Source organism: Neobacillus niacini NBRC 15566, assembly GCF_001591505.1.
GTDB classification, from domain to species: Bacteria; Bacillota; Bacilli; order Bacillales; family Cytobacillaceae; genus Neobacillus; species Neobacillus niacini.
The window spans coordinates 18,360-37,620 of sequence record NZ_BCVA01000051.1 but is presented as its reverse complement, the minus strand read 5'-3'; the positions used below and the strand labels follow the sequence as shown (position 1 = coordinate 37,620).

Annotated in this window: 19 protein-coding genes, 1 pseudogene and 1 riboswitch; of the genes and pseudogenes, 2 read left to right on the top strand and 18 right to left on the bottom strand. The window is 38.1% G+C overall.

From position 1 onward, the window contains the following. Positions 1-108: 108 nt before the first annotated feature. Positions 109-384, bottom strand: a complete 276-nt coding sequence (locus tag BANA01_RS24775; RefSeq protein ID WP_034677200.1) for a YutD family protein — start codon at positions 382-384, stop codon at positions 109-111. A gap of 114 nt (positions 385-498) precedes the next feature. On the opposite strand from BANA01_RS24775, the gene BANA01_RS24770 reads away from it, so the two are divergent. After that, the gene (locus BANA01_RS24770; protein WP_034677203.1) at positions 499-1,134 is read left to right on the top strand and encodes a YhcN/YlaJ family sporulation lipoprotein; all 636 of its coding nucleotides are present in this window, start codon (positions 499-501) and stop codon (positions 1,132-1,134) included. Between the two features lie 78 nt (positions 1,135-1,212). On the opposite strand, the gene lipA is transcribed toward BANA01_RS24770, so the two are convergent. Then, a complete protein-coding gene (lipA, locus tag BANA01_RS24765) occupies positions 1,213-2,130 on the bottom strand; it encodes a lipoyl synthase (RefSeq protein ID WP_034677206.1) in 918 nt (305 codons plus the stop codon). A gap of 205 nt (positions 2,131-2,335) precedes the next feature. Here lipA and BANA01_RS24760 point away from each other — a divergent pair, with 205 nt between their 5' ends. Continuing rightward, positions 2,336-3,286: a M23 family metallopeptidase gene (locus tag BANA01_RS24760; RefSeq protein ID WP_052106448.1), complete on the top strand. Its 951-nt coding sequence runs from the start codon at positions 2,336-2,338 to the stop codon at positions 3,284-3,286. 21 nt (positions 3,287-3,307) lie between these two features. Here the strand turns inward: BANA01_RS24760 and yunB are convergent, their stop codons facing one another. From yunB to BANA01_RS24680, 16 genes and pseudogenes are all read right to left on the bottom strand, one after another. Further along, the gene (gene yunB, locus BANA01_RS24755) at positions 3,308-4,063 is read right to left on the bottom strand and encodes a sporulation protein YunB (RefSeq protein ID WP_034677212.1); all 756 of its coding nucleotides are present in this window, start codon (positions 4,061-4,063) and stop codon (positions 3,308-3,310) included. A 105-nt stretch (positions 4,064-4,168) separates the two neighbouring features. Beyond that, positions 4,169-4,471, bottom strand: coding sequence for a YunC family protein (locus BANA01_RS24750; protein WP_034677214.1), 303 nt, complete (start codon positions 4,469-4,471; stop codon positions 4,169-4,171). A gap of 61 nt (positions 4,472-4,532) precedes the next feature. Further along, positions 4,533-5,885, bottom strand: a complete 1,353-nt coding sequence (locus tag BANA01_RS24745) for a bifunctional metallophosphatase/5'-nucleotidase (RefSeq protein WP_034677216.1) — start codon at positions 5,883-5,885, stop codon at positions 4,533-4,535. Between the two features lie 19 nt (positions 5,886-5,904). After that, a complete protein-coding gene (locus tag BANA01_RS24740) occupies positions 5,905-6,726 on the bottom strand; it encodes a sulfite exporter TauE/SafE family protein (RefSeq protein WP_034677219.1) in 822 nt (273 codons plus the stop codon). 18 nt (positions 6,727-6,744) lie between these two features. Further along, positions 6,745-7,590, bottom strand: a complete 846-nt coding sequence (locus tag BANA01_RS24735) for a DUF72 domain-containing protein (RefSeq protein ID WP_034677222.1) — start codon at positions 7,588-7,590, stop codon at positions 6,745-6,747. Positions 7,591-7,680: 90 nt separating this feature from the next. After that, entirely contained in the window at positions 7,681-8,709 is a 1,029-nt protein-coding gene (locus BANA01_RS24730) for an acyltransferase family protein (RefSeq protein WP_063255093.1), read from the bottom strand. A 174-nt stretch (positions 8,710-8,883) separates the two neighbouring features. Continuing rightward, on the bottom strand, positions 8,884-10,281 hold the full coding sequence (sufB, locus tag BANA01_RS24725; RefSeq protein ID WP_034673653.1) for a Fe-S cluster assembly protein SufB: 1,398 nt from the start codon (positions 10,279-10,281) through the stop codon (positions 8,884-8,886). 51 nt (positions 10,282-10,332) lie between these two features. Next, positions 10,333-10,770, bottom strand: a complete 438-nt coding sequence (sufU, locus tag BANA01_RS24720) for a Fe-S cluster assembly sulfur transfer protein SufU (protein WP_034673656.1) — start codon at positions 10,768-10,770, stop codon at positions 10,333-10,335. Beyond that, positions 10,760-11,989: a cysteine desulfurase gene (locus BANA01_RS24715; protein WP_034673659.1), complete on the bottom strand. Its 1,230-nt coding sequence runs from the start codon at positions 11,987-11,989 to the stop codon at positions 10,760-10,762. The genes sufU and BANA01_RS24715 overlap by 11 nt, the downstream gene beginning before the upstream one ends. Next, positions 11,989-13,299 (bottom strand): Fe-S cluster assembly protein SufD, encoded by a 1,311-nt coding sequence (sufD, locus tag BANA01_RS24710; protein WP_034673662.1) that lies wholly within the window; start codon positions 13,297-13,299, stop codon positions 11,989-11,991. Before sufD ends, BANA01_RS24715 begins: the two co-directional genes overlap by 1 nt. A 23-nt stretch (positions 13,300-13,322) precedes the next feature. Beyond that, positions 13,323-14,108 (bottom strand): Fe-S cluster assembly ATPase SufC, encoded by a 786-nt coding sequence (gene sufC, locus BANA01_RS24705; RefSeq protein WP_034673664.1) that lies wholly within the window; start codon positions 14,106-14,108, stop codon positions 13,323-13,325. 449 nt (positions 14,109-14,557) lie between these two features. After that, a complete protein-coding gene (locus BANA01_RS24700) occupies positions 14,558-15,394 on the bottom strand; it encodes a MetQ/NlpA family ABC transporter substrate-binding protein (protein WP_034673665.1) in 837 nt (278 codons plus the stop codon). Between the two features lie 16 nt (positions 15,395-15,410). After that, positions 15,411-16,076: a methionine ABC transporter permease gene (locus BANA01_RS24695; RefSeq protein WP_034673667.1), complete on the bottom strand. Its 666-nt coding sequence runs from the start codon at positions 16,074-16,076 to the stop codon at positions 15,411-15,413. Then, positions 16,069-17,094 carry a methionine ABC transporter ATP-binding protein gene (locus tag BANA01_RS24690; RefSeq protein WP_034673669.1) on the bottom strand — a complete coding sequence of 342 codons (1,026 nt, stop codon included), beginning with the start codon at positions 17,092-17,094 and terminating at the stop codon, positions 16,069-16,071. Before BANA01_RS24690 ends, BANA01_RS24695 begins: the two co-directional genes overlap by 8 nt. Positions 17,095-17,242: 148 nt before the next feature. Beyond that, positions 17,243-17,347: riboswitch (SAM riboswitch) on the bottom strand. A gap of 123 nt (positions 17,348-17,470) precedes the next feature. Continuing rightward, a pseudogene (locus BANA01_RS24685) lies at positions 17,471-18,788 on the bottom strand (O-acetylhomoserine aminocarboxypropyltransferase/cysteine synthase family protein). An 18-nt stretch (positions 18,789-18,806) separates the two neighbouring features. Continuing rightward, the gene (locus tag BANA01_RS24680; RefSeq protein WP_034673672.1) at positions 18,807-19,166 is read right to left on the bottom strand and encodes a hypothetical protein; all 360 of its coding nucleotides are present in this window, start codon (positions 19,164-19,166) and stop codon (positions 18,807-18,809) included. Positions 19,167-19,261: the final 95 nt, after the last annotated feature.

Genomic DNA, 19,261 nt, shown 5'->3' with positions numbered 1-19,261 from the left:
ACGACTTCGGACAAGCTCTTGCTTTTTTGGCTCTTCCTTTTCCGAATGTGACAGAAGCTTAAGAATATTACATGAAAAGGCTAGCCGCTTTGGCCAGCCTTTTTTTTATTACTTCTTCACTTTTTTCAAGACAAAATACGCACAGCCAAAATTACAGTATTCATATAAATATTCACTTAATGTACTGATTTTGGTGTCAAATGTTGCTTTTTGATTCTGATCTTCAAAAAAGCCTTTTAGCCGGAGTTGTCCGTATCCCCAATCCCCAACAATATAATCATATCTGGATAATATGTCACTATACCTTGCTTTTAGAGCTTCCTCATTAAAGGCCTCTCTATGCTCCTGCACGATTTCATATGCGGTGCCGTTTATATTGATCATGTAATCACCTCAAATTTTACCAGTAAATCTTTCTTTCATTATAACCGATTCACCATCAATTACTAAGAAAAAAAATCAGTTATTTGGCTATTCTATAAAAAGGAGGTGCTTAAAATGAATAAATGGTCGATGATGATTGTTTTTTGTTTACTCCTTACAGCAGCAGGCTGCTCTAGGGATATGGCCAACCGTGATGTTTATAAAGAAAGCGGAGATACCATTAATGTCAATAACAAACGTGAAGAGCTTTATAATGAAGGCGGCAGTCAGGGTGTTCGAAATGTTAGTGATGATTACGGCTTTGTCCGTCATCAAAAAAGCCCCATTAAGGGTGACCGTGGGGGAATGCAACACTATGCAGCTATAGACCGTGAACAGGTGGCTAATATTATTAGTCAGCTAAGCACAGATATACCGAATGTAAATGATGTTGCCACACTTGTTACCGACCAAGAGGTTCTTGTTTCCTATGATACTGACTCCAAAGATCGTAACCATACTGCGGACCAAGTAAAGAGAACGGCTATGTCTGTTGTCCCTAGATACTATCATGTATATGTATCAGACAATACAAAATTAATGCGTGATGTGGAAAACCTGGCAAATTTAGATTCAACAAGCCATAATGCCAGAAATTTAGTGAATGGTTTAATTACACAAATGAAGAAGTCACCGCAAGGCAATCGTATGAGCGATAGTGAAGACGAAAATGGTGCTACCGCTGATGATAATATGAATACAACCCGCTAATAAAAAGAGTTCAGCCCAAAGTGGACTGAACTCTTTTTATTGTCTAGCTGCCACACCTAGGAGCTTCCACTTTTCATGTTAAGCTTCTTTGGCTTCTGCTTCTCCAAGTAATTGTTTGTGTTTTGCAGCAGCATTCACCTGTTCATCTGCATGGTAGGATGAACGAACCAATGGACCTGCTTCACAATGACTAAAACCTTTTGTAAGGGCAATTTCGCGTAATTCAGCGAATTCTTCAGGGCTATAATATTTTTCAACCTTCAGATGGCTCTTAGAGGGTTGTAAGTATTGTCCTATCGTCATAATGTCCACACCATTTGCTCGTAAGTCATCCATGACCTCGATAATTTCTTCTCTTGTTTCGCCAAGTCCAACCATTAAGCTGGATTTGGTTGGAATCGCTGGCTGCATTTCTTTGGCTCTACGTAAAAATTCTAATGAGCGGTCATACTTTGCACGTGCTCTAACTCTTGGTGTTAATCGTCTTACCGTTTCAATGTTATGATTTAGAATGTCAGGTTTTGCGTCCATTAACAAAGCTAAATTTTCTTCTTTTCCTCCCATATCCGAAGGAAGAACTTCAATGCTTGTAAAAGGATTTTTTCTTCTAATGGCTCTAACCGTTTCAGCAAAAACAGCTGCACCGCCATCTTTTAAATCATCCCTAGCTACGGCTGTTACTACAACATGTTTTAAGTTCATTAATTGAACAGAGTCTGCCACTCGTTCCGGTTCTGCCAAATCTAATTCTGTTGGTAAACCTGTTTTAACAGCACAGAAACGACAAGCACGTGTACATGTATCACCAAGGATCATAAAGGTAGCCGTTCTTCTCTCAGCCCAACATTCGTGGATATTTGGGCAGCGTGCTTCTTCACAAACCGTATGGAGATTTTTTTCACGCATCATTTTTTTTAAGCCTGTATAATGTTCATTCGTATTTAATTTTATTTTTAACCATTCTGGTTTTCTAAGGTAATCACTATTCCTGCTCACGTTTCTACACCCCTATAAATGAGTTTGCTCCTTGTCACTTTACCATACTTTTTGTAACAACAACAAGCAGACAACTCCGCAAACTCCTATTTCCAATTTTTGTTCATAATGAAATAGCCTAAAATTCATAAACTAAAAGCGTACAATATTCGGAAGGAGGATTCCTGTGCGGGCATTTCTGATAATTGGAACAATCCTCTTATTAATGAGCTTTTCTCTCAGGGATGCTCATGCTAAAGGTCCTGATGAGTATCAGGAAAGAATGAAACTATACAAAAAGGTTGAAACCGTTACATTAATTCCATGGTATTACTTAGCAGCCGTGGATCAGTATGAGAGGAGTATACGGCAGGTACGCAAAGATTTGCCAAAGCCGGAAAGTGTAATTGGTATTTATTTCACTCCGGAAAAATGGGCTGGACCCGCTAATCCAATTCCTGAAGAAGAAAACCCAGCAATTATCCAATTTTTCAACGGTATGGGCGTCGATGGAGATGGAGATGGAAAAGCCAGTTTAAAGAGTGATGAGGATGTATTATATACTTTCGCTAATTATCTCCTTTCATATGGAACTGACGATGATAATATAAAAATTGGATTATGGAATTATTATCACCGTGACAAAACAGTTGGTATGATCGTTGGAAAGGCGAAAATGTACCGCCATTTTGGCCGGTTAGACTTAGATACCCATGTATTCCCGCTGCCATTACGCAGTAATCACAGTTATCGCAGTACATGGGGCGATGCGAGAGGCTGGGGTGGCCGTAGAATGCATGAAGGTACTGATATTTTTGCAGGATACGGTGTTCCTGTACGTGCTACCAACTATGGCATAGTGGAAATGAAGGGCTGGAACAAGTTCGGCGGCTGGAGAGTTGGAATTCGTGATATTAATAATACGTATCATTATTTTGCTCATCTTAGCGGTTTTGCTAAAGATTTAAAAGTTGGTCAAATCGTTGAACCCGGGTCTTTAATTGGCGGTGTAGGCAGTTCAGGATATGGACCGCCAGGGACATCTGGTAAATTCCCGCCGCATTTGCACTATGGAATGTATAAAGATAACGGTTATACCGAATGGTCATTTGACCCAACCCCGCATTTACGATTGTGGAAACAGCAAGAAAGACAGGCATTAAAATCGAAAAAATAGGACTGTCCGGTGACAGTCCTTTTAATTTTGCGGAGAAGGTATTTGAATCGATGGGGTAACACCATTCCCGCCATTATTATAAAATTGCGGAACATCACCCTGAATTAATCTTCCTCCGACTGGGATATTCTGTTCTAACTTTGTAATTTCCGTTGCAAACGGCGTAATAATTTGCACTGAAACCTCTAGATGAATGGCAACGTCAATCCATGTATTATTGATCCCCATTGGTTTTGGGTTAATTTTCACATCCGGACGTACTTCCCCAATCGCATGAAACCGTACAGGGATTTTAGGACCTAAATTCCCTAGCAAAGCCATGTTGGTTGCTTGACCAAGCGGTACATTCCACACAATCCCATCCTGTTGTTCTGTATTTACCTCAATATCAACATCTGTTAATTTCTCTAGTGAATCAAGGTCCCCTTTTTCAGCAGCGTTTAAGTTTTTCTGTATTTCATTCGTGATTTCGGATAATTTCTGATTTATGATTTCCGTTTTTAAACTTGCACTTGGCTGCGCGCCATTTTGACCGGCTTCAACAGCAATGACATCTCCCACTTCTACCGTTTTTTTGTTAATTGCCTTATTGATAACCTGTGAAGCGATTTGCTTTGTTTTGGATTCCGCATATCTCATTAAGGAAGGTTCAATTCCTTTGTTAACCAGCCAGATTCCCATTGCAGTAGACAATAGAAAAAAAACAAATGATAATAAAAAAACGTATCGGAAAGGTAACGGTCCCTTTTTTCGGTGACGCACTCGAAACTTAACCAAAAATGATCCCCCCTTACATGTTATATGTATGCGGGAAGGAGATGAACTAGCCTATAAATTTACCGCAGTCTTTACATAAGAAAAAGCCTGCAGTAATGCAAGCTTTCATACCATTTTTAACAAGGCGTCTTTTCCGAGCATTCCTTTTGTAATACCGATTGCTTCTGCCTCGACTGTAACCGACTCCATTGGAGCATTAAGGAGCTGTTCAATGGTTCTTACCCCCACTGCTCTAGCTGCAATGATTTTGCGATCCTTTAACTTTTCATTTAATAACCCTACATCTAAAGCACCGCACATGATATATCCCTTATCATTGCTTATTGAGAGCAGTGTAGTTTTTGGTAGTAAGACGGTAACAGCCAAGAACGTGTGACCATTAATCTCTACCGGTGATAACTCTATCAATTTACACACTCCCTTCCTCACTATCAACTTATGAAAGCGAAAGAAAAAGCGTGTATTCATTTTAGGACTGCTTTTCTAATTTCCATTTAAGAATGTCACGTAAAAATTCAGGAAGAAAATATTCCTTTTTCTTTTGAGGAAAAACATCTTTGAAAAAGTGTCCGAAAGTAAACATATCTGGTACAGCCAGCGTATAGTTCTGGTTTAAGTCTAGTTGATGGCCATTGATATAAATATCGTTGTTTTCATTAAAAGTAATTCTGTCATATATACTTGCTCCCATTACAGTTCCCCTAAAACCGAGACCTGCCACATGCTGTTGTGACCAGCCTTCATTCCTTGTTTCAAGTAATACCTCCTTTAATTCACTGCCGTTTAGTGGGATTTTACAGGGATTAATCGGATGTGGACAAATAGACAACAAATCATACAATGTCACATTACCTGAAAGCGGACCTAAGATAAGACCGCCATTTAAAAATGCACAATCCGCCTTGCACCATTCTCTTAGCGCTTGGCAAAGGAGCAGTGCAAGCTCTGTTTCTTGGAATGGGTCATGCGGATATACTTTAGAAAGGGTTGTAATTTTTTGATTTAATAATTTCTTACCTTTACGGTAAAGTTCCTTGGAAATTGCTTTCTCATCTAGTAATGGAGGAAGCTCTAACACATTATATAATTCTGCTTGTTTGCTGATTATGTTGTTTTCATCAACTTGTATGGAAACATGCCCCACATACCGTCCATGCTTACCAGCTCCCGCAAGCAATGTCTGTCCTTCCCACTTTCCTTCAGGAAGTGTATGGTGGGTGTGACCGCCAAGAATAATATCTATTTCCGGAAATTCTCTTGCAATTTGTTCATCATCGGTAAGTCCAAGGTGAGAGAGCAAGATAATGACATCAGACTGAGCATTGAGTGGCTGTATCCATTTTTTTAACTCTTCTAGAGGTTTTGTAAGCTGCCAGCCTAATAGCTCATATAGAAGGGGAAAATAAGCTGTTAGTCCAATCACACCAATTCGCGTACCTCTTTGTGTCTGATAAATTTTGTATGGTATTAGCCATGTTGGATACTGCCCATTATTGTTATAAAGATTTGCCAGTACAACATCAAACTTCCTGTTGTCATACAAATGATTCAGCCCTTCATAAGGGAAATTGATCCCTTCGTTGTTACCGATCGTCACAGCTGTATAGCCGCTTTCGTTTAACAGTTCAATATTCCCTTTCCCATGAGTTCCCTCAGAAAATGGATGCCACCGGTCTATAAAATCACCTATGTCAAAAAGAAAAAATTCTTCCATAACTTTTTCATGATTTGCCCTACGGTTAGTTAAGAAATGCTGAATTCGCGGCCAGCGCTTTAAATGGCTATGAAGATCATTTGTATGATATATGTGAATGAATTCCATGCATCTCTCGCATCCTTTTTTAGCCAATAATACCTTGATAGATTAATCGTATGCCGACGATTATTAATATGGTTCTTAGTAAAAAAACAATTGTTTTGCTTTTTAATTTTGTGTTTAAATAGACACCGACCTTTGCACCAATCCATGCCCCAGGAACCAATGCCAATGCAAGAAGCCAATCAACATTTCCTAAAGTGATATGGGTAATTGAACTTAGAATGGAGGTTGGTAAGATCATAAACATCGATGTTGCTGTTGCTACATGTGGAGGAAAGAAAAAGAACAGGATCATAGTCGGCACCATTAAGGATCCACCGCCAACCCCTAGAATACCTGATAAAAAGCCGACAATTAATGAAATAACGACCCCCATCACAGGGTTAAATCCATATTCAAAGACCTTTCCTGAGTTATCTGTAAAGCTTCTGACAATCCCCTTATCTTTTTGGTAAGGTATAGGTTTTAATTTATCTTTTAATAGCAATACAAATGAAACAAATATGATAAAAATACCAAAAAACAAATTAAATGATTTTAAATCTAAAATCTCCGTTACCCAGGCTCCTAGAATACTCCCAGGACCGCTTCCGATCAAAAAAATCAATCCACTTTTATAATCCACCGTTTTATGTTTCATATAAGCTAACGTGGAAGAAAGTCCGGTAAATATCATCGTAAAAAGCGAGGTACCCACGGCTGTCTGCGGTGAAATATAACCAAATGTAGACAAGGAACCTAAAAAGAGCAAGGAAGGAACGATAACAATTCCTCCTCCCAACCCAATTAAACTCCCTAAGGAACTTCCTGCTATCCCGATTAAAACTAAAACAATCCACTCCATATTTCTTTCTCCTTTATTTTAAAATAAATCCAGTTGTCTAGGAGCGAGGTCCTCATATTTGATATCTAACAGGTCAATCATTTCTTTTGCATTATCGGCAGCATCTCCGCCAGAATTGTTGTTAAAGAGAACATAGACATTCGCGGATTCCTTAGCTAATTTCCTAATAATATCAGCCCATTCTTGAAGTTCTTGTTGATTATACCGATAGAGGTAGCGAACCTCGCGCCAATTCTCTGCCTGACGTTTCTGCCACCCATGCATGTTTCGTCCATGGAATCGAATGAGAAGCTTTTCAGAATCAATTGCCTCTAATATGGCTGGAATGGATCCCGCTCCTGATTGAGGTTCATCACAAATACTATGTATCCATTTTTCCTCACTCATAAAATCTAGTGTAAGATGGCGAAAACGGGGTGTAAACCAGGATTGGTGTCTGAACTCAAGTGCACAAGGCAAATCACCCATAACATTTTTGCACCAACGTAAATATTCAACATTTTCGCGCTTACAATCAAACCAAGGTGGGAACTGAAAAAGGACCATTGCTAATTTGCTTGCTTCTATGTATGGTTCTAGAGATTCTTTAAAAGCCTGGAACATTTCTTGTTTGTTGCCGAATAGAGCTTCTCCTCGCTGATGGCCTGTCATACCCTGGTAGGCCTTCACAATGAACTGAAACGAGGATGGGGTATCATTCACCCATTTAGTTGCATTCCTCTTCGGCTGAATCGCATAAAAAGCATTATCCACTTCAACGGTTGGAAAATAACCCGCATATTCTTTCAACTTATCACGTGGAGACATCTGACCAGGATATAAGCTATCATGATCGCCCCAACCTGTAACACCTATATAAATCAACTGTATCACCCCACCTATTAATAATAGCATAACCTTATTTTTCAACGTATTTTTGAAGTCATAAAAAAATAGCCTATTATAAAAAAAGGGCTATTTTTTAAAGATATAGTTATATACGAGGAGTTTATGGTTGAATTTTTTTCCTAACATAAATGGGAATAAATTATTCATTATATAGCTAACTGGAATTAATATTAGTATGGCAAAAATTGTAATAAACAAAGCTAAGATATTCGGGTGATTTTCTAAATTCAACCCTTCCCGAAAATGAGTATTGAATACATTAATTGCCAATGGCAAATGCAGGCACATGAGAATAAGTGTGTTTCTTCCCAAATAACTTAAAACAGGACTAAACGATAAAAACTGTGAAATATAAATTGTAAAAGAAATTGCCAATAATGCCCAAAGGATTCCACTTAAATAAATTTGGATATTAGGTGGTAAATGTAATATCTGCCATGCTCTTTCATAAACAGTTGAATCAAGAACGAACCAAATGTAGAGTATGGAGGGAACTACTAGTAAAAATGATTTCTTTAAATCCCTTTCAAGCCAATTTAAAATTCGGACAAAATATCCAATACCGAAAAAAACAAGATAGTATAAAGATTGGTCTAAACTCCATGGTAAAATATTTGTCCCTCTAGCTGCTCCCAATTGCCAATGCGATAAAAAACCGACAGTAATAACAACCATTAAAATTGCATACTTATTTTTTATTAAATTAACTAGATAATAAAATATTATTTCTATTAGAAATAATGAAGTTAAAAACCACAATGGGATGTTGTAGAAAATATAATTCCTTCTTGATTCTATAGTGGAATAAAAAAAGGAATCAATTTCAATTGGCATGCCTAAATAATGAGTGGTTAATAAGAAAGAAATGATTGCAAAAAAAATATAAGGAACCAATAATGTTTTAACTTTAATTAATGAAAATTCCTTAAAACTGCCTTTAGTCGAAAATAAAAATCCTGATAAAAAGAAAAATAAAGGCATATGAAATGAATAAATATGAATACGAGGAGCATCTACTAAAGTGGTGTGTCCAATAATCACCAAAAATATACCAATACCCTTACACGTATCAATCCAAGTAATACGCTTAGACATAGCTAAATCCTCCAATGTGCAAAATACCCCTTATATTAACAAAATTCACTATATTATTCAATGGAAAAAACCCCCCTGCTAAAGGAGCAGGGGGTGCAATAGTTCCCGTATTACCAGCATGAATTTCAAGCTTTATTAGGACTCTAATAAAACATATCAATCATGATAAAAAGATTAACCGATAGAACCTTCCATCTCAAACTTGATTAGGCGGTTCATTTCGACTGCGTATTCCATTGGTAGTTCTTTTGTAAATGGCTCAATGAAGCCCATAACGATCATTTCAGTTGCTTCTTGTTCTGAGATACCACGGCTCATCAGGTAGAAGAGTTGTTCTTCAGATACTTTAGAAACCTTTGCTTCGTGCTCAAGTGAAATGTTGTCGTTAAGGATTTCGTTGTAAGGAATTGTGTCAGAAGTTGACTGATTATCCATTATCAACGTATCACATTCAATATTTGCACGAGCGCCATCCGCTTTACGTCCAAAGTGAACAACACCACGGTAGGTTACTTTACCACCATGCTTTGAAATCGACTTGGAAACGATGGTTGATGAAGTGTTAGGAGCTAAGTGAATCATTTTTGCCCCTGCATCCTGGTGCTGGCCTTTACCTGCAATGGCAATTGATAAAGTCATACCACGTGCACCTTCACCTTTTAAAATAACAGCTGGGTATTTCATTGTTAATTTAGAACCGATGTTACCATCAATCCATTCCATTGTTGCATTTGCTTCACAAACAGCACGCTTCGTAACCAAGTTAAATACATTGTTCGCCCAGTTTTGAATCGTTGTGTAACGGCAATAAGCGTCCTTTTTAATGATAATCTCAACAACAGCACTATGAAGTGAGTTTGTAGTATAAACAGGAGCGGTACAGCCTTCTACATAATGAACATGTGCGCCTTCATCAACAATGATTAACGTACGCTCAAATTGTCCCATATTTTCAGAGTTAATACGGAAGTACGCCTGCAATGGAGTATCAACTTTAACACCTGGTGGTACATAGATAAATGATCCGCCAGACCATACTGCTGAATTCAAGGCAGCAAATTTGTTATCTGTCGGCGGGATAACCTTCGCCCAGTGCTCACGGAAGATATCCTCATTCTCTCGAAGAGCAGAATCAGTGTCTTTAAAGACGATACCTAAATCCTCAAGTTCTTCCTTCATATTATGGTAAACAACTTCAGATTCATATTGAGCAGAAACGCCTGCAAGGTACTTTTGTTCTGCTTCAGGAATCCCTAGTTTGTCAAATGTTGCTTTAATTTCTTCAGGGACTTCATCCCATGATTTTTCCGATTTCTCAGATGGTTTTACATAATAAGTGATTTCGTCAAAATTCAATGAACCTAAATCTCCACCCCATTGAGGCATTGGCATGTTATAAAAATGTTCAAGTGATTTTAAACGGAAATCGAGCATCCATTGTGGTTCATTTTTAAGCTTTGATATTTCTTTAACAATATCACTTGTTAGACCACGTTTTGATCGGAATATGGAAACGTCCTTATCGGCAAAACCGTATTTATAATCACCGATTTCCGGCATTTTCTTCGCCATCGTCGTATTCCTCCATTTCATAACGAACTAGGGAAAGTTCCCTAGTTTGTTCTATTGTTGTTCCCCTTCATTCAACCCTTTTTCCATTGCCTTCCATGCAAGTGTGGCACATTTGATTCTGGCAGGGAATTTAGAGACACCCTGAAGTGCTTCGATATCACCTAGGTCAACTTCATCATCGTACTCTTTCCCCTGAATCATATCGGAAAAAATCTTTGAAAGCCTGATCGCTTCCTCTACTTTCTTGCCCTTAATGGCTTGTGTCATCATTGAGGCAGAGGACATGGATATAGAACAGCCTTCGCCTTCAAATCCTACATCCTTAACAATACCATCTTCCACTTTAAAAGTAAGTTGAATTCTGTCGCCACAAGTAGGGTTGTTCATATTGATGGTATGACTGCCATCCTCTAATAGACCACGGTTACGAGGTTTTTTATAGTGATCCATAATAACTTGACGGTAAAGTGCATCTAAATTAGAAGACATCGCTGAAATACTCCTTTGTTTTAACAAGTCCTTCAACAAGCTTATCAATATCGTCTTCAGTGTTATATAAATAAAAGCTTGCACGAGCAGTTGCTGAAGCCTTCAGCCATTTCATCAACGGCTGTGCGCAATGATGTCCGGCACGAACAGCAATTCCTTCTGCATCGAGTACAGTCGCCACATCATGTGGATGTACATCCTCAATATTAAAGGTAACAAGACCTGCACGTTTAGCAGCGTCTAAAGGTCCATAAATCGTCATTCCAGGTACAGATGACATTTTATCTAACGCATAAGCAGCTAACTTATGCTCATGTTCTGCAATATTTTCTAAGCCAATTTCATTTAAAAAGTCAATCGCAGCTCCTAGACCGATTGCACCAGCAATGATCGGAGTACCAGCCTCAAACTTCCATGGGAGTTCTTTCCATGTAGATTCCTGTAAATGAACAAAATCAATCATTTCTCCACCGAATTCAATGGGTTCCATGTTTTCTAACAAATGCTTTTTACCATAAAGAACGCCGATACCAGTAGGTGCACACATCTTATGTCCTGAAAAAGCTAGAAAATCACAATCTAGATCTTGAACATCGATTTTCATATGCGGTGCACTTTGTGCTCCATCAACTACCATAATCGCACCATTCTCATGAGCAATTTTGGCAATTTCCTTTACAGGATTAATAACACCAAGTACATTCGATACCTGCATAACAGAAACTACACGTGTATTACCTGTGACCGTTGCTTTAACATCTTCAAGTGAAATCGTCCCGTCTTCTTGAAGTGGGATGTACTTTAACACTGCTCCGGTCCTTTTAGCGACCTGTTGCCAAGGAATGATATTGCTATGGTGTTCCATATACGTAATAACAATCTCATCCCCAGCAGTTAAATTGGCAGCTGCATAACTTTGTGCAACAGTGTTGATAGAAGTTGTGGTACCTCTAGTAAAAATAACTTCCTGGGTTGATTTTGCATTAATAAACTTACGAACCTTTTCCCTTGCTCCTTCATAGGCATCCGTTGCTCTAGTTCCAAGCGTGTGAACACCCCGATGAACATTGGAATTGATTTCTTTATAATATCTCTCCACCGTCTCTATAACCGTGATAGGCTTTTGAGATGTAGCAGAGCTATCAAGATAAACGAGTGGTTTTCCATTTACTTCCTGATCTAAAATAGGGAATTGACGACGAATATCAAGGACATTCATTATCGTACTTTCCTTTCAATCACAGCTGTTAATTGTTCCTTAACTCCCTCTATCGGCAGCTGGTTAACAACTGGAGCAAGGAAACCATGAATAACTAAACGTTCTGCTTCTTTTTTCGGAATACCGCGGCTCATTAGATAATAAAGTTGAACAGGGTCCACACGTCCAACTGAAGCTGCGTGACCAGCTGTTACATCATCCTCATCAATGAGAAGAATTGGATTTGCATCTCCACGAGCTTTTTCACTCAACATCAGCACACGAGATTCCTGTTCTGCATTAGATTTAGAAGCACCATGTAAGATATGACCAATTCCATTAAAAATAGAAGAAGCACTATCTTTCATGACACCATGTTTTAAAATATAACCTTCACTGTTTTTCCCATAGTGAACAACTTTTGTTGTAAAGTTTTGAATCTGTTCTCCACGTCCAACAACAACTGTTTTTGTATCACCATAAGCACCATCCCCAACTAAGTTGGTGGTGTTCTCAGAGATAGTGTTTCCTTCATTCATTAATCCAAGTGCCCATTCAATTCGTGCATCTCTTCCCGCTGATCCACGACGGTTTACATATGTGGTGATCCCTTTTGCAAGAGTATCCACAGCACCATACTGAACTTTTGCACCCGCCTTTGCGATGACCTCTGTTACGATATTAAAGACACCATTAGCAGATTCTAAAGTTGACAGGTAATTTTCTACATACGTAACCGCACTATTATCATCAGCAACAACTAATACATGGTTTACAAGGTTTGCATCTGCAGAATCATGTAAATAAATCGAATGAATTGGTTCTTTTACTTCAACATTTTTAGGAATGTACAAGAATGCTCCACCATTCATTAATGCTGCATGGAGGGCAATCAAACGGTGTTCATCTGTTTTTACTGCTTCTGTTAACAAGTACTTTTGTACAAGTTCGCTATGTTCACGAACTGCAGTAAAGATATCTGTAAAGATGACGCCTTGACCCTTTAATTCCTCGGTTAAAGAAATGTAAGCAGGGGTATGATTTCGTTGAATATAAAGATTTTTTGTTGTCGATTCGTCACCAATTAAAGCTTTTACTTCCTCTGGAAGCTCAGCCAGTGATGAAAAAGTTTCACTTTTTACTGTAGTTGTATCAAATTGAGTGAAATTCCACTTATCAATCTTGGTTTTATCCGGTCTTGGCATTGGAAGAGATTCACTCAATTCTAATGCTTTCACACGCAATTCTTCCATCCACGCAGGCTCGTTCAATTCTTTCGAAAAGGAACGAACAAAATCTTTATCAAATGATAAATTCGTTTCTGTTGTCATGATTATCCTCCTAACGCTAACTCTTACGCTTCTTGCCCAACTGTTTCATCTTCGATTCCGAGCTCTTGCTTGATCCAGTCATATCCTTCTGCTTCTAAGCGTTGTGCTAGTTCTGGTCCGCCTGATTTTACAACACGGCCCTGCATCATAACGTGCACATAGTCAGGAGTGATATAATTTAAAAGTCGTTGATAGTGAGTAATGACTAAACAGCCAAAATCTTCTCCGCGCATTTGATTAATACCTTTTGAAACAACCTTTAATGCATCGATATCTAATCCAGAGTCAATTTCATCTAAAATTGCGATTTTTGGCTCAAGCATCATCAATTGAAGGATTTCATTACGCTTTTTCTCTCCACCAGAAAATCCTTCATTTAGATAACGTTGTGCCATGTCGAGGTCCATCTCAAGGAATTCCATTTGCTTATCCATTTTACGGATGAATTTCATAAGTGAAATTTCATTTCCTTCGCCAAGGCGGCTATTTAAGGCAGAACGCAAGAAATCAGCGTTTGTTACACCGTTAATTTCGCTTGGATATTGCATAGCTAAAAATAGACCTGCACGTGCGCGCTCATCTACTTCCATTTCAAGTACGTTCTGATCATCTAACATAATAGAACCGCTAGTTACTTCATATTTCGGATGACCCATGATAGCAGAAGATAAAGTGGATTTACCCGTACCATTTGGTCCCATGATTGCGTGAATTTCTCCACCTTTTATTTCGAGGTTTACACCTTTTAAAATTTCTTTCCCATCAATTTCTACATGTAAATCTTTGATCGTTAATGTTGACCCAGCCATATATATACCTCCGCAAAGATAGTTTTGTATCTTGTAGCTTAAAACACTTAGCCCAAAATTCTATTCTCACTTTATTCTCATTACAATCTTATAACAAATAGAATCTGTTAGCAACTCATAAACAGTAATAACTTTAATATGAAGAAGAAAGAAATTTTATTTTCACTCCATACATTCCAAATGAGAATTAGAATCAGACAAGATGTACTTGTAACATAATAATTCTAAACTGATTCATAATGTGAACGCTTTATGTAGTCACATACGAATAAAACTATAACGTATTTATCTCTATTTTGCCAAGACTTCGACATTATATTTGATACCTATTTTTACCTATCCCATTCGATTCATGTATATTATGTGATAGATAAAAGAAAACCAGTGAAACATCTTCACCGGTCTCCATCTATCTTCGTATCGTTTTTGACTAATATTCAATCTAGAACTTATTCACCCGGTATTACAGCACCTTGGTACTTTTCTTCGAGGAATTTTTTAATTTCATCTGATTGCAGAACTTCTACAAGGGTTTTAATTTCCTCACGGTCTTTGTCCTCTGATCGAACCACTACAAGGTTTGCTGGTACAACGTCATCGCCCTCAAATGCGATTCCGTACTTTCCAATGTCAATACCGCCTTCTAATGCGTAGTTCGTATTAATTACGACCGCATCTCCTTCACCACTTTCAAAAGAAGAAGCTAATAGTTTTGCTTCAATTAGAGTTGAGAAATCAAGTTCCTTGGGATTTTCAATAATATCCTCTACTCTTGCATTTGCCCCAACGCCTTCTTTAAGCTTAATTAATCCTTCTTTTTCAAAAATAGGTAAGATACGTCCATGGTCACTTAGTGAATCACTCATAATAATTTTTGCGCCTTTTGGAAGGTCATTAAGGTTTTTGTATTCCTTTGAATAAATACCGATCGGTTCCTTATGAACTCCGCCTACACTTACAAAATCAAAATCCTTATTTTCTTCCATTTGCAGTTCTAAATAGCCTGGTGTTTGAAAATAGTTTGCGTCTAGTTCTTTATCCCTTAACGCTACGTTTGGCAGGATATAATCTTGAAAAACTTGCACTTCTAGGTCAATCCCTTTTTCCTTTAATAAAGGTTTTGCCGCCTCTAACACTTCAGCGTGCGGTACAGCAGATGCACCCACAACTAATTTTTTGTTTCCATCTTCTCCTGCTTTATCAGCAGTATCGTCTTTAGCACCACCGCAAGCTGTTAGTGCAAGTGCTACTAACGCAATGATAATTAAACCAAATGCTTTTTTCATAATCTAACTCCTCCTGTTATCGTTTATCTGTTTTTTTTGTAAAATAATCCCCAATAAATTGGATGATAAAAACCAAAATTAAAATGGCAATTGTTGCAACTAACGTAACGAGCGGTCTATTGCGCTGAAAACCTTCTAGGTAGGCAAAATGGCCAAGTCCCCCTGCTCCAATTACCCCAGCCATTGCGGTGAAACTTACTAACGAAATAGCTGTAACGGTTAGCCCTGATATTAAGGCAGGCAAAGATTCTGGAATTAATACTTTAAAAATAATCTGGCTATGTGTTGCTCCCATTGATTGTGAGGCTTCAATAACACCTTTATCGATTTCTCTAAGAGCAATTTCCACCATTCTAGCGTAAAAAGGTGCTGCTCCAATAATTAAGGCAGGAAGCGCCGCATTTGCACCTAGCATGGTTCCAACCAATAATTTAGTAAAAGGAATTAATAATACTATTAAGATAATGAACGGTATGGATCTGAAAATATTTACAAATCCAGCAATAATAACATTTATACCTCTGTTTTCCCACAAATTACCTTTATCCGTTAGAAATAACAGCAGACCTAGTACTAATCCTAAAATAAATGTAACGAGGACTGAGATAGTAGTCATATAAAGGGTTTCACGTGTGGCTTCTAATAATTGAGTCCACTTTACTATTTCTGTAAAGTTAGCCATTACTAATCACCTCCACGCCGACTTGCTGGGAGCGAATGTAATCCACTGCCTTGATAACCTCTTGTTCACTGCCATCAAGGTGGATAAAGAGAGTCCCATAGGAACCACTTTGCGTTTGCGAAATTTTCCCCTGCAAAATATTGACTGTAACATTATTTTGACGGATTAAATTCGTGATTAACGGTTGCTCGACTGAATCGCCAATAAAGGATAATTGAACAACTTTACCTGATTGATAGCGTTCTAACAAATGTTCAGCTGTTTCTTTTGTTTCTTCAGGCTCGGTAACTTGTTGAACAAACCGTTTTGTAATCTGCTGTTGAGGGTTTTTAAATACCTCTAACACCTGTCCAAGCTCAACAATTCTACCACTTTCCATAACTGCAACCCGATGACAGATTTTACGAATGACATGCATTTCATGAGTAATCAACACAATCGTTAATCCAAGCCTCTTATTGATATCTACCAATAAATCCAATATAGCGTCCGTGGTTTGAGGATCTAGGGCTGAAGTTGCTTCATCGCAAAGAAGTACTTTTGGATTGTTGGCCAGTGCCCGTGCAATTCCCACACGCTGTTTTTGACCTCCGCTTAGCTGGGAGGGGTAAGCATTTTCTCGGCCTTCAAGACCCACTAAATGAATCAATTCTTTTACTCTTTTTTGTCTTTCTGATCCGCCTACACCTGCTATTTCCAAAGGAAATGCGATATTCTCGCTAACTGTTCTTGACCAAAGCAAATTAAAATGCTGAAATATCATACTTATTTCTTGACGTGCTTTTCGAAGTTCACTGCCCTTAATTTTTGAAATAACACGGCCAGCAACGGTAACAGATCCTTCTGTCGGCAGCTCTAGTCCATTCAGCATTCGGATTAAGGTACTTTTTCCAGCGCCACTATATCCGATCACTCCAAAAATTTCTCCCTCTTTAACGTCTAAATTTACATCATCAACAGCTTTTAACTGTCCCTGTTTAGAAGGAAAAACTTTTCGGACATCTTTTATAGAAATCATTTCATCACCTACTTCTTATCCAATAAAATAATAATTGCAATACGCTTCAGTATAGGGTTTGACTGTTTTTAGAAAAACATTCTTATATTAGAAAAATTAAAATGCCTTTCTGCAATAGGCAGAAAGGCATTATAAATAAAAGACCTTTCTCCCATCTTCCAAAGCATTCGCTTTGTGTGAATTGGCACCATTTCAATAAATTGACGGTTGCCGGGCTTCATCGGGCACATCCCTCCACCTCTCTTGATAAGAGTATATCATTCAGTATTTAATTAATACGTTCATGTATTAAAGCAATCATTTTAGTACAAAAATTATCTTAACATGGATAAAAAAAGGTGTCAACGGAATTTTCTACAAATTTCGATAATACTTATTAAGCTTTTGCCTTTAAAGAAGCAACACCCGTAGCCTTCTCAATCGCTGCTTCTAGGTCTTCAATTAGGTCCTCTACATTTTCAATGCCTATAGAGAGTCGAATTAAGTCCTCAGAAACTCCTGCAGCCTTTAGTCCTTCTGCATCCAACTGTTGATGAGTGGTGCTAGCTGGATGGATAATTAAGCTCTTTGCATCACCTACATTCGCTACGTGCGCAAATAGTGTAATAGAGTCAATTAATTTTGCTCCTGCTTCTCTTCCACCTTTTATTCCAAATACAATCATAGAACCTGCGCCTTTTGGCAGATACTTACTTGCCAAATCTTGATCTGGATGAGAATTGTGCCCTGGATATGATACCCATTCTACCGCGGGGTGATTAACTAAATATTCAACAACTTCTTTCGTATTGGCAATATGTTCTTTCATCCGTACGTGAAGTGTTTCAAGACCCAAGGTGAATTGAAATGCATTTTGCGGGCTTAATGCAGGTCCAAGGTCACGTAATAACTGTACGCGTGCTTTAACGATATACGCTGCAGCACCAAGTGCTTCCGCATATACGAGGTCATGATAACTTGGGTCAGGAGTAGTAAAACCGGGGAATTTCGGAGAATTCCAGTCAAACTTACCTCCATCAACAATAATTCCGCCTGTTGTTGTTCCATTACCTAAAAGCCATTTTGTTGCAGAATGGATAACAATATCAGCACCATATTCTATCGGTCTGCAAAGGTAAGGCGTAGCAAAAGTGTTATCAATAATTAATGGAACTCCTGCTTCATGGGCAATTTCAGCTACTTTTTCAATATCAAGAATTCTTAAAGACGGATTACCAATCGTCTCGCCAAACACAGCTTTTGTTTTATCCGTGATAGCCGCACGGAAATTTTCTGGATCTTCGGGATCTACAAACTTTACCTTTATTCCATATTTCGGAAGAGTAACGGCAAATAGGTTGTAGGTTCCACCATATAAATTAGAAGCTGAAACAATTTCATCTCCTGCTTCAGCAATATTTAAAATTGCCAAGGTAATGGCAGCCATTCCGCTTGCAACTGCTAGGGCGCCAACTCCACCTTCAAGTAAGGCAACTCTTTCTTCAAAAACCGTTGTAGTCGGGTTGTGGATCCGAGTATAAATATATCCGCTCTCTTTCAACGCAAAAAGATTTGCAGCATGTTCAGTATTTTTAAATTGATAGGCATTATTTTGGTAAATAGGTACAGCTCGTGCACCTGTTACTGGATCTGGAGCTAACCCTCCATGAACACTCAAATGTTTCGAAACGATAATTCTTTTGATTTTCCCCCATACTAACACTCCTTCATTTTTATGAAATAAATTTTTTATAGCGCTCCTCTGGTTTGGTTAAATAAAAGATTGATTCGAGAAGTAAAATGGTACGAAATGGAGCTCTAACTTTTAGCTGTCCGTTGTTAATAAGAATTCTTAATTTCTCTTTTCCTTCAAGCAGGCCATAAATGGACTCACGTTGACCGCTGATTTCGTATGTAACAGCCCTACTGTTATAATCAATAAATAAAGTAACCTCTCCCTCATGAAAAACGAGGAAGTTTTCTTGACCATCACATACCAGCTTTATTTTTAGCCCATCTAATTTTTCTATTAACTTGAGAACGTGACCGCGTTTCTTGATAGCAGAAATGAAAATCTGTATCATTTCCTCCATTTTTCATCACTCCGATTAACACTCCATTCTGTTATATATTCAAGTAAACAGGCTCGGATTCCTTTACAATCTCATCGACAAATTTCTACTTTAAA

What these genes read in the sequence shown, in the direction of transcription:
- BANA01_RS24715 (WP_034673659.1), bottom strand. Translation starts at nt 11,989, where the DNA reads ATGAATGTCCTTGATATTCGTCGTCAATTCCCTATTTTAGATCAGGAA.
- BANA01_RS24740 (WP_034677219.1), bottom strand. Translation starts at nt 6,726, where the DNA reads ATGGAGTGGATTGTTTTAGTTTTAATCGGGATAGCAGGAAGTTCCTTA.
- BANA01_RS24745 (WP_034677216.1), bottom strand. Translation starts at nt 5,885, where the DNA reads ATGGAATTCATTCACATATATCATACAAATGATCTTCATAGCCATTTA.
- BANA01_RS24760 (WP_052106448.1), top strand. Translation starts at nt 2,336, where the DNA reads ATGAGCTTTTCTCTCAGGGATGCTCATGCTAAAGGTCCTGATGAGTAT.
- BANA01_RS24695 (WP_034673667.1), bottom strand. Translation starts at nt 16,076, where the DNA reads ATGGCTAACTTTACAGAAATAGTAAAGTGGACTCAATTATTAGAAGCC.
- BANA01_RS24690 (WP_034673669.1), bottom strand. Translation starts at nt 17,094, where the DNA reads ATGATTTCTATAAAAGATGTCCGAAAAGTTTTTCCTTCTAAACAGGGA.
- sufB (WP_034673653.1), bottom strand. Translation starts at nt 10,281, where the DNA reads ATGGCGAAGAAAATGCCGGAAATCGGTGATTATAAATACGGTTTTGCC.
- BANA01_RS24775 (WP_034677200.1), bottom strand. Translation starts at nt 384, where the DNA reads ATGATCAATATAAACGGCACCGCATATGAAATCGTGCAGGAGCATAGA.
- sufU (WP_034673656.1), bottom strand. Translation starts at nt 10,770, where the DNA reads ATGTCTTCTAATTTAGATGCACTTTACCGTCAAGTTATTATGGATCAC.
- sufC (WP_034673664.1), bottom strand. Translation starts at nt 14,108, where the DNA reads ATGGCTGGGTCAACATTAACGATCAAAGATTTACATGTAGAAATTGAT.
- BANA01_RS24680 (WP_034673672.1), bottom strand. Translation starts at nt 19,166, where the DNA reads ATGGAGGAAATGATACAGATTTTCATTTCTGCTATCAAGAAACGCGGT.
- BANA01_RS24770 (WP_034677203.1), top strand. Translation starts at nt 499, where the DNA reads ATGAATAAATGGTCGATGATGATTGTTTTTTGTTTACTCCTTACAGCA.
- sufD (WP_034673662.1), bottom strand. Translation starts at nt 13,299, where the DNA reads ATGACAACAGAAACGAATTTATCATTTGATAAAGATTTTGTTCGTTCC.
- BANA01_RS24730 (WP_063255093.1), bottom strand. Translation starts at nt 8,709, where the DNA reads ATGTCTAAGCGTATTACTTGGATTGATACGTGTAAGGGTATTGGTATA.
- BANA01_RS24700 (WP_034673665.1), bottom strand. Translation starts at nt 15,394, where the DNA reads ATGAAAAAAGCATTTGGTTTAATTATCATTGCGTTAGTAGCACTTGCA.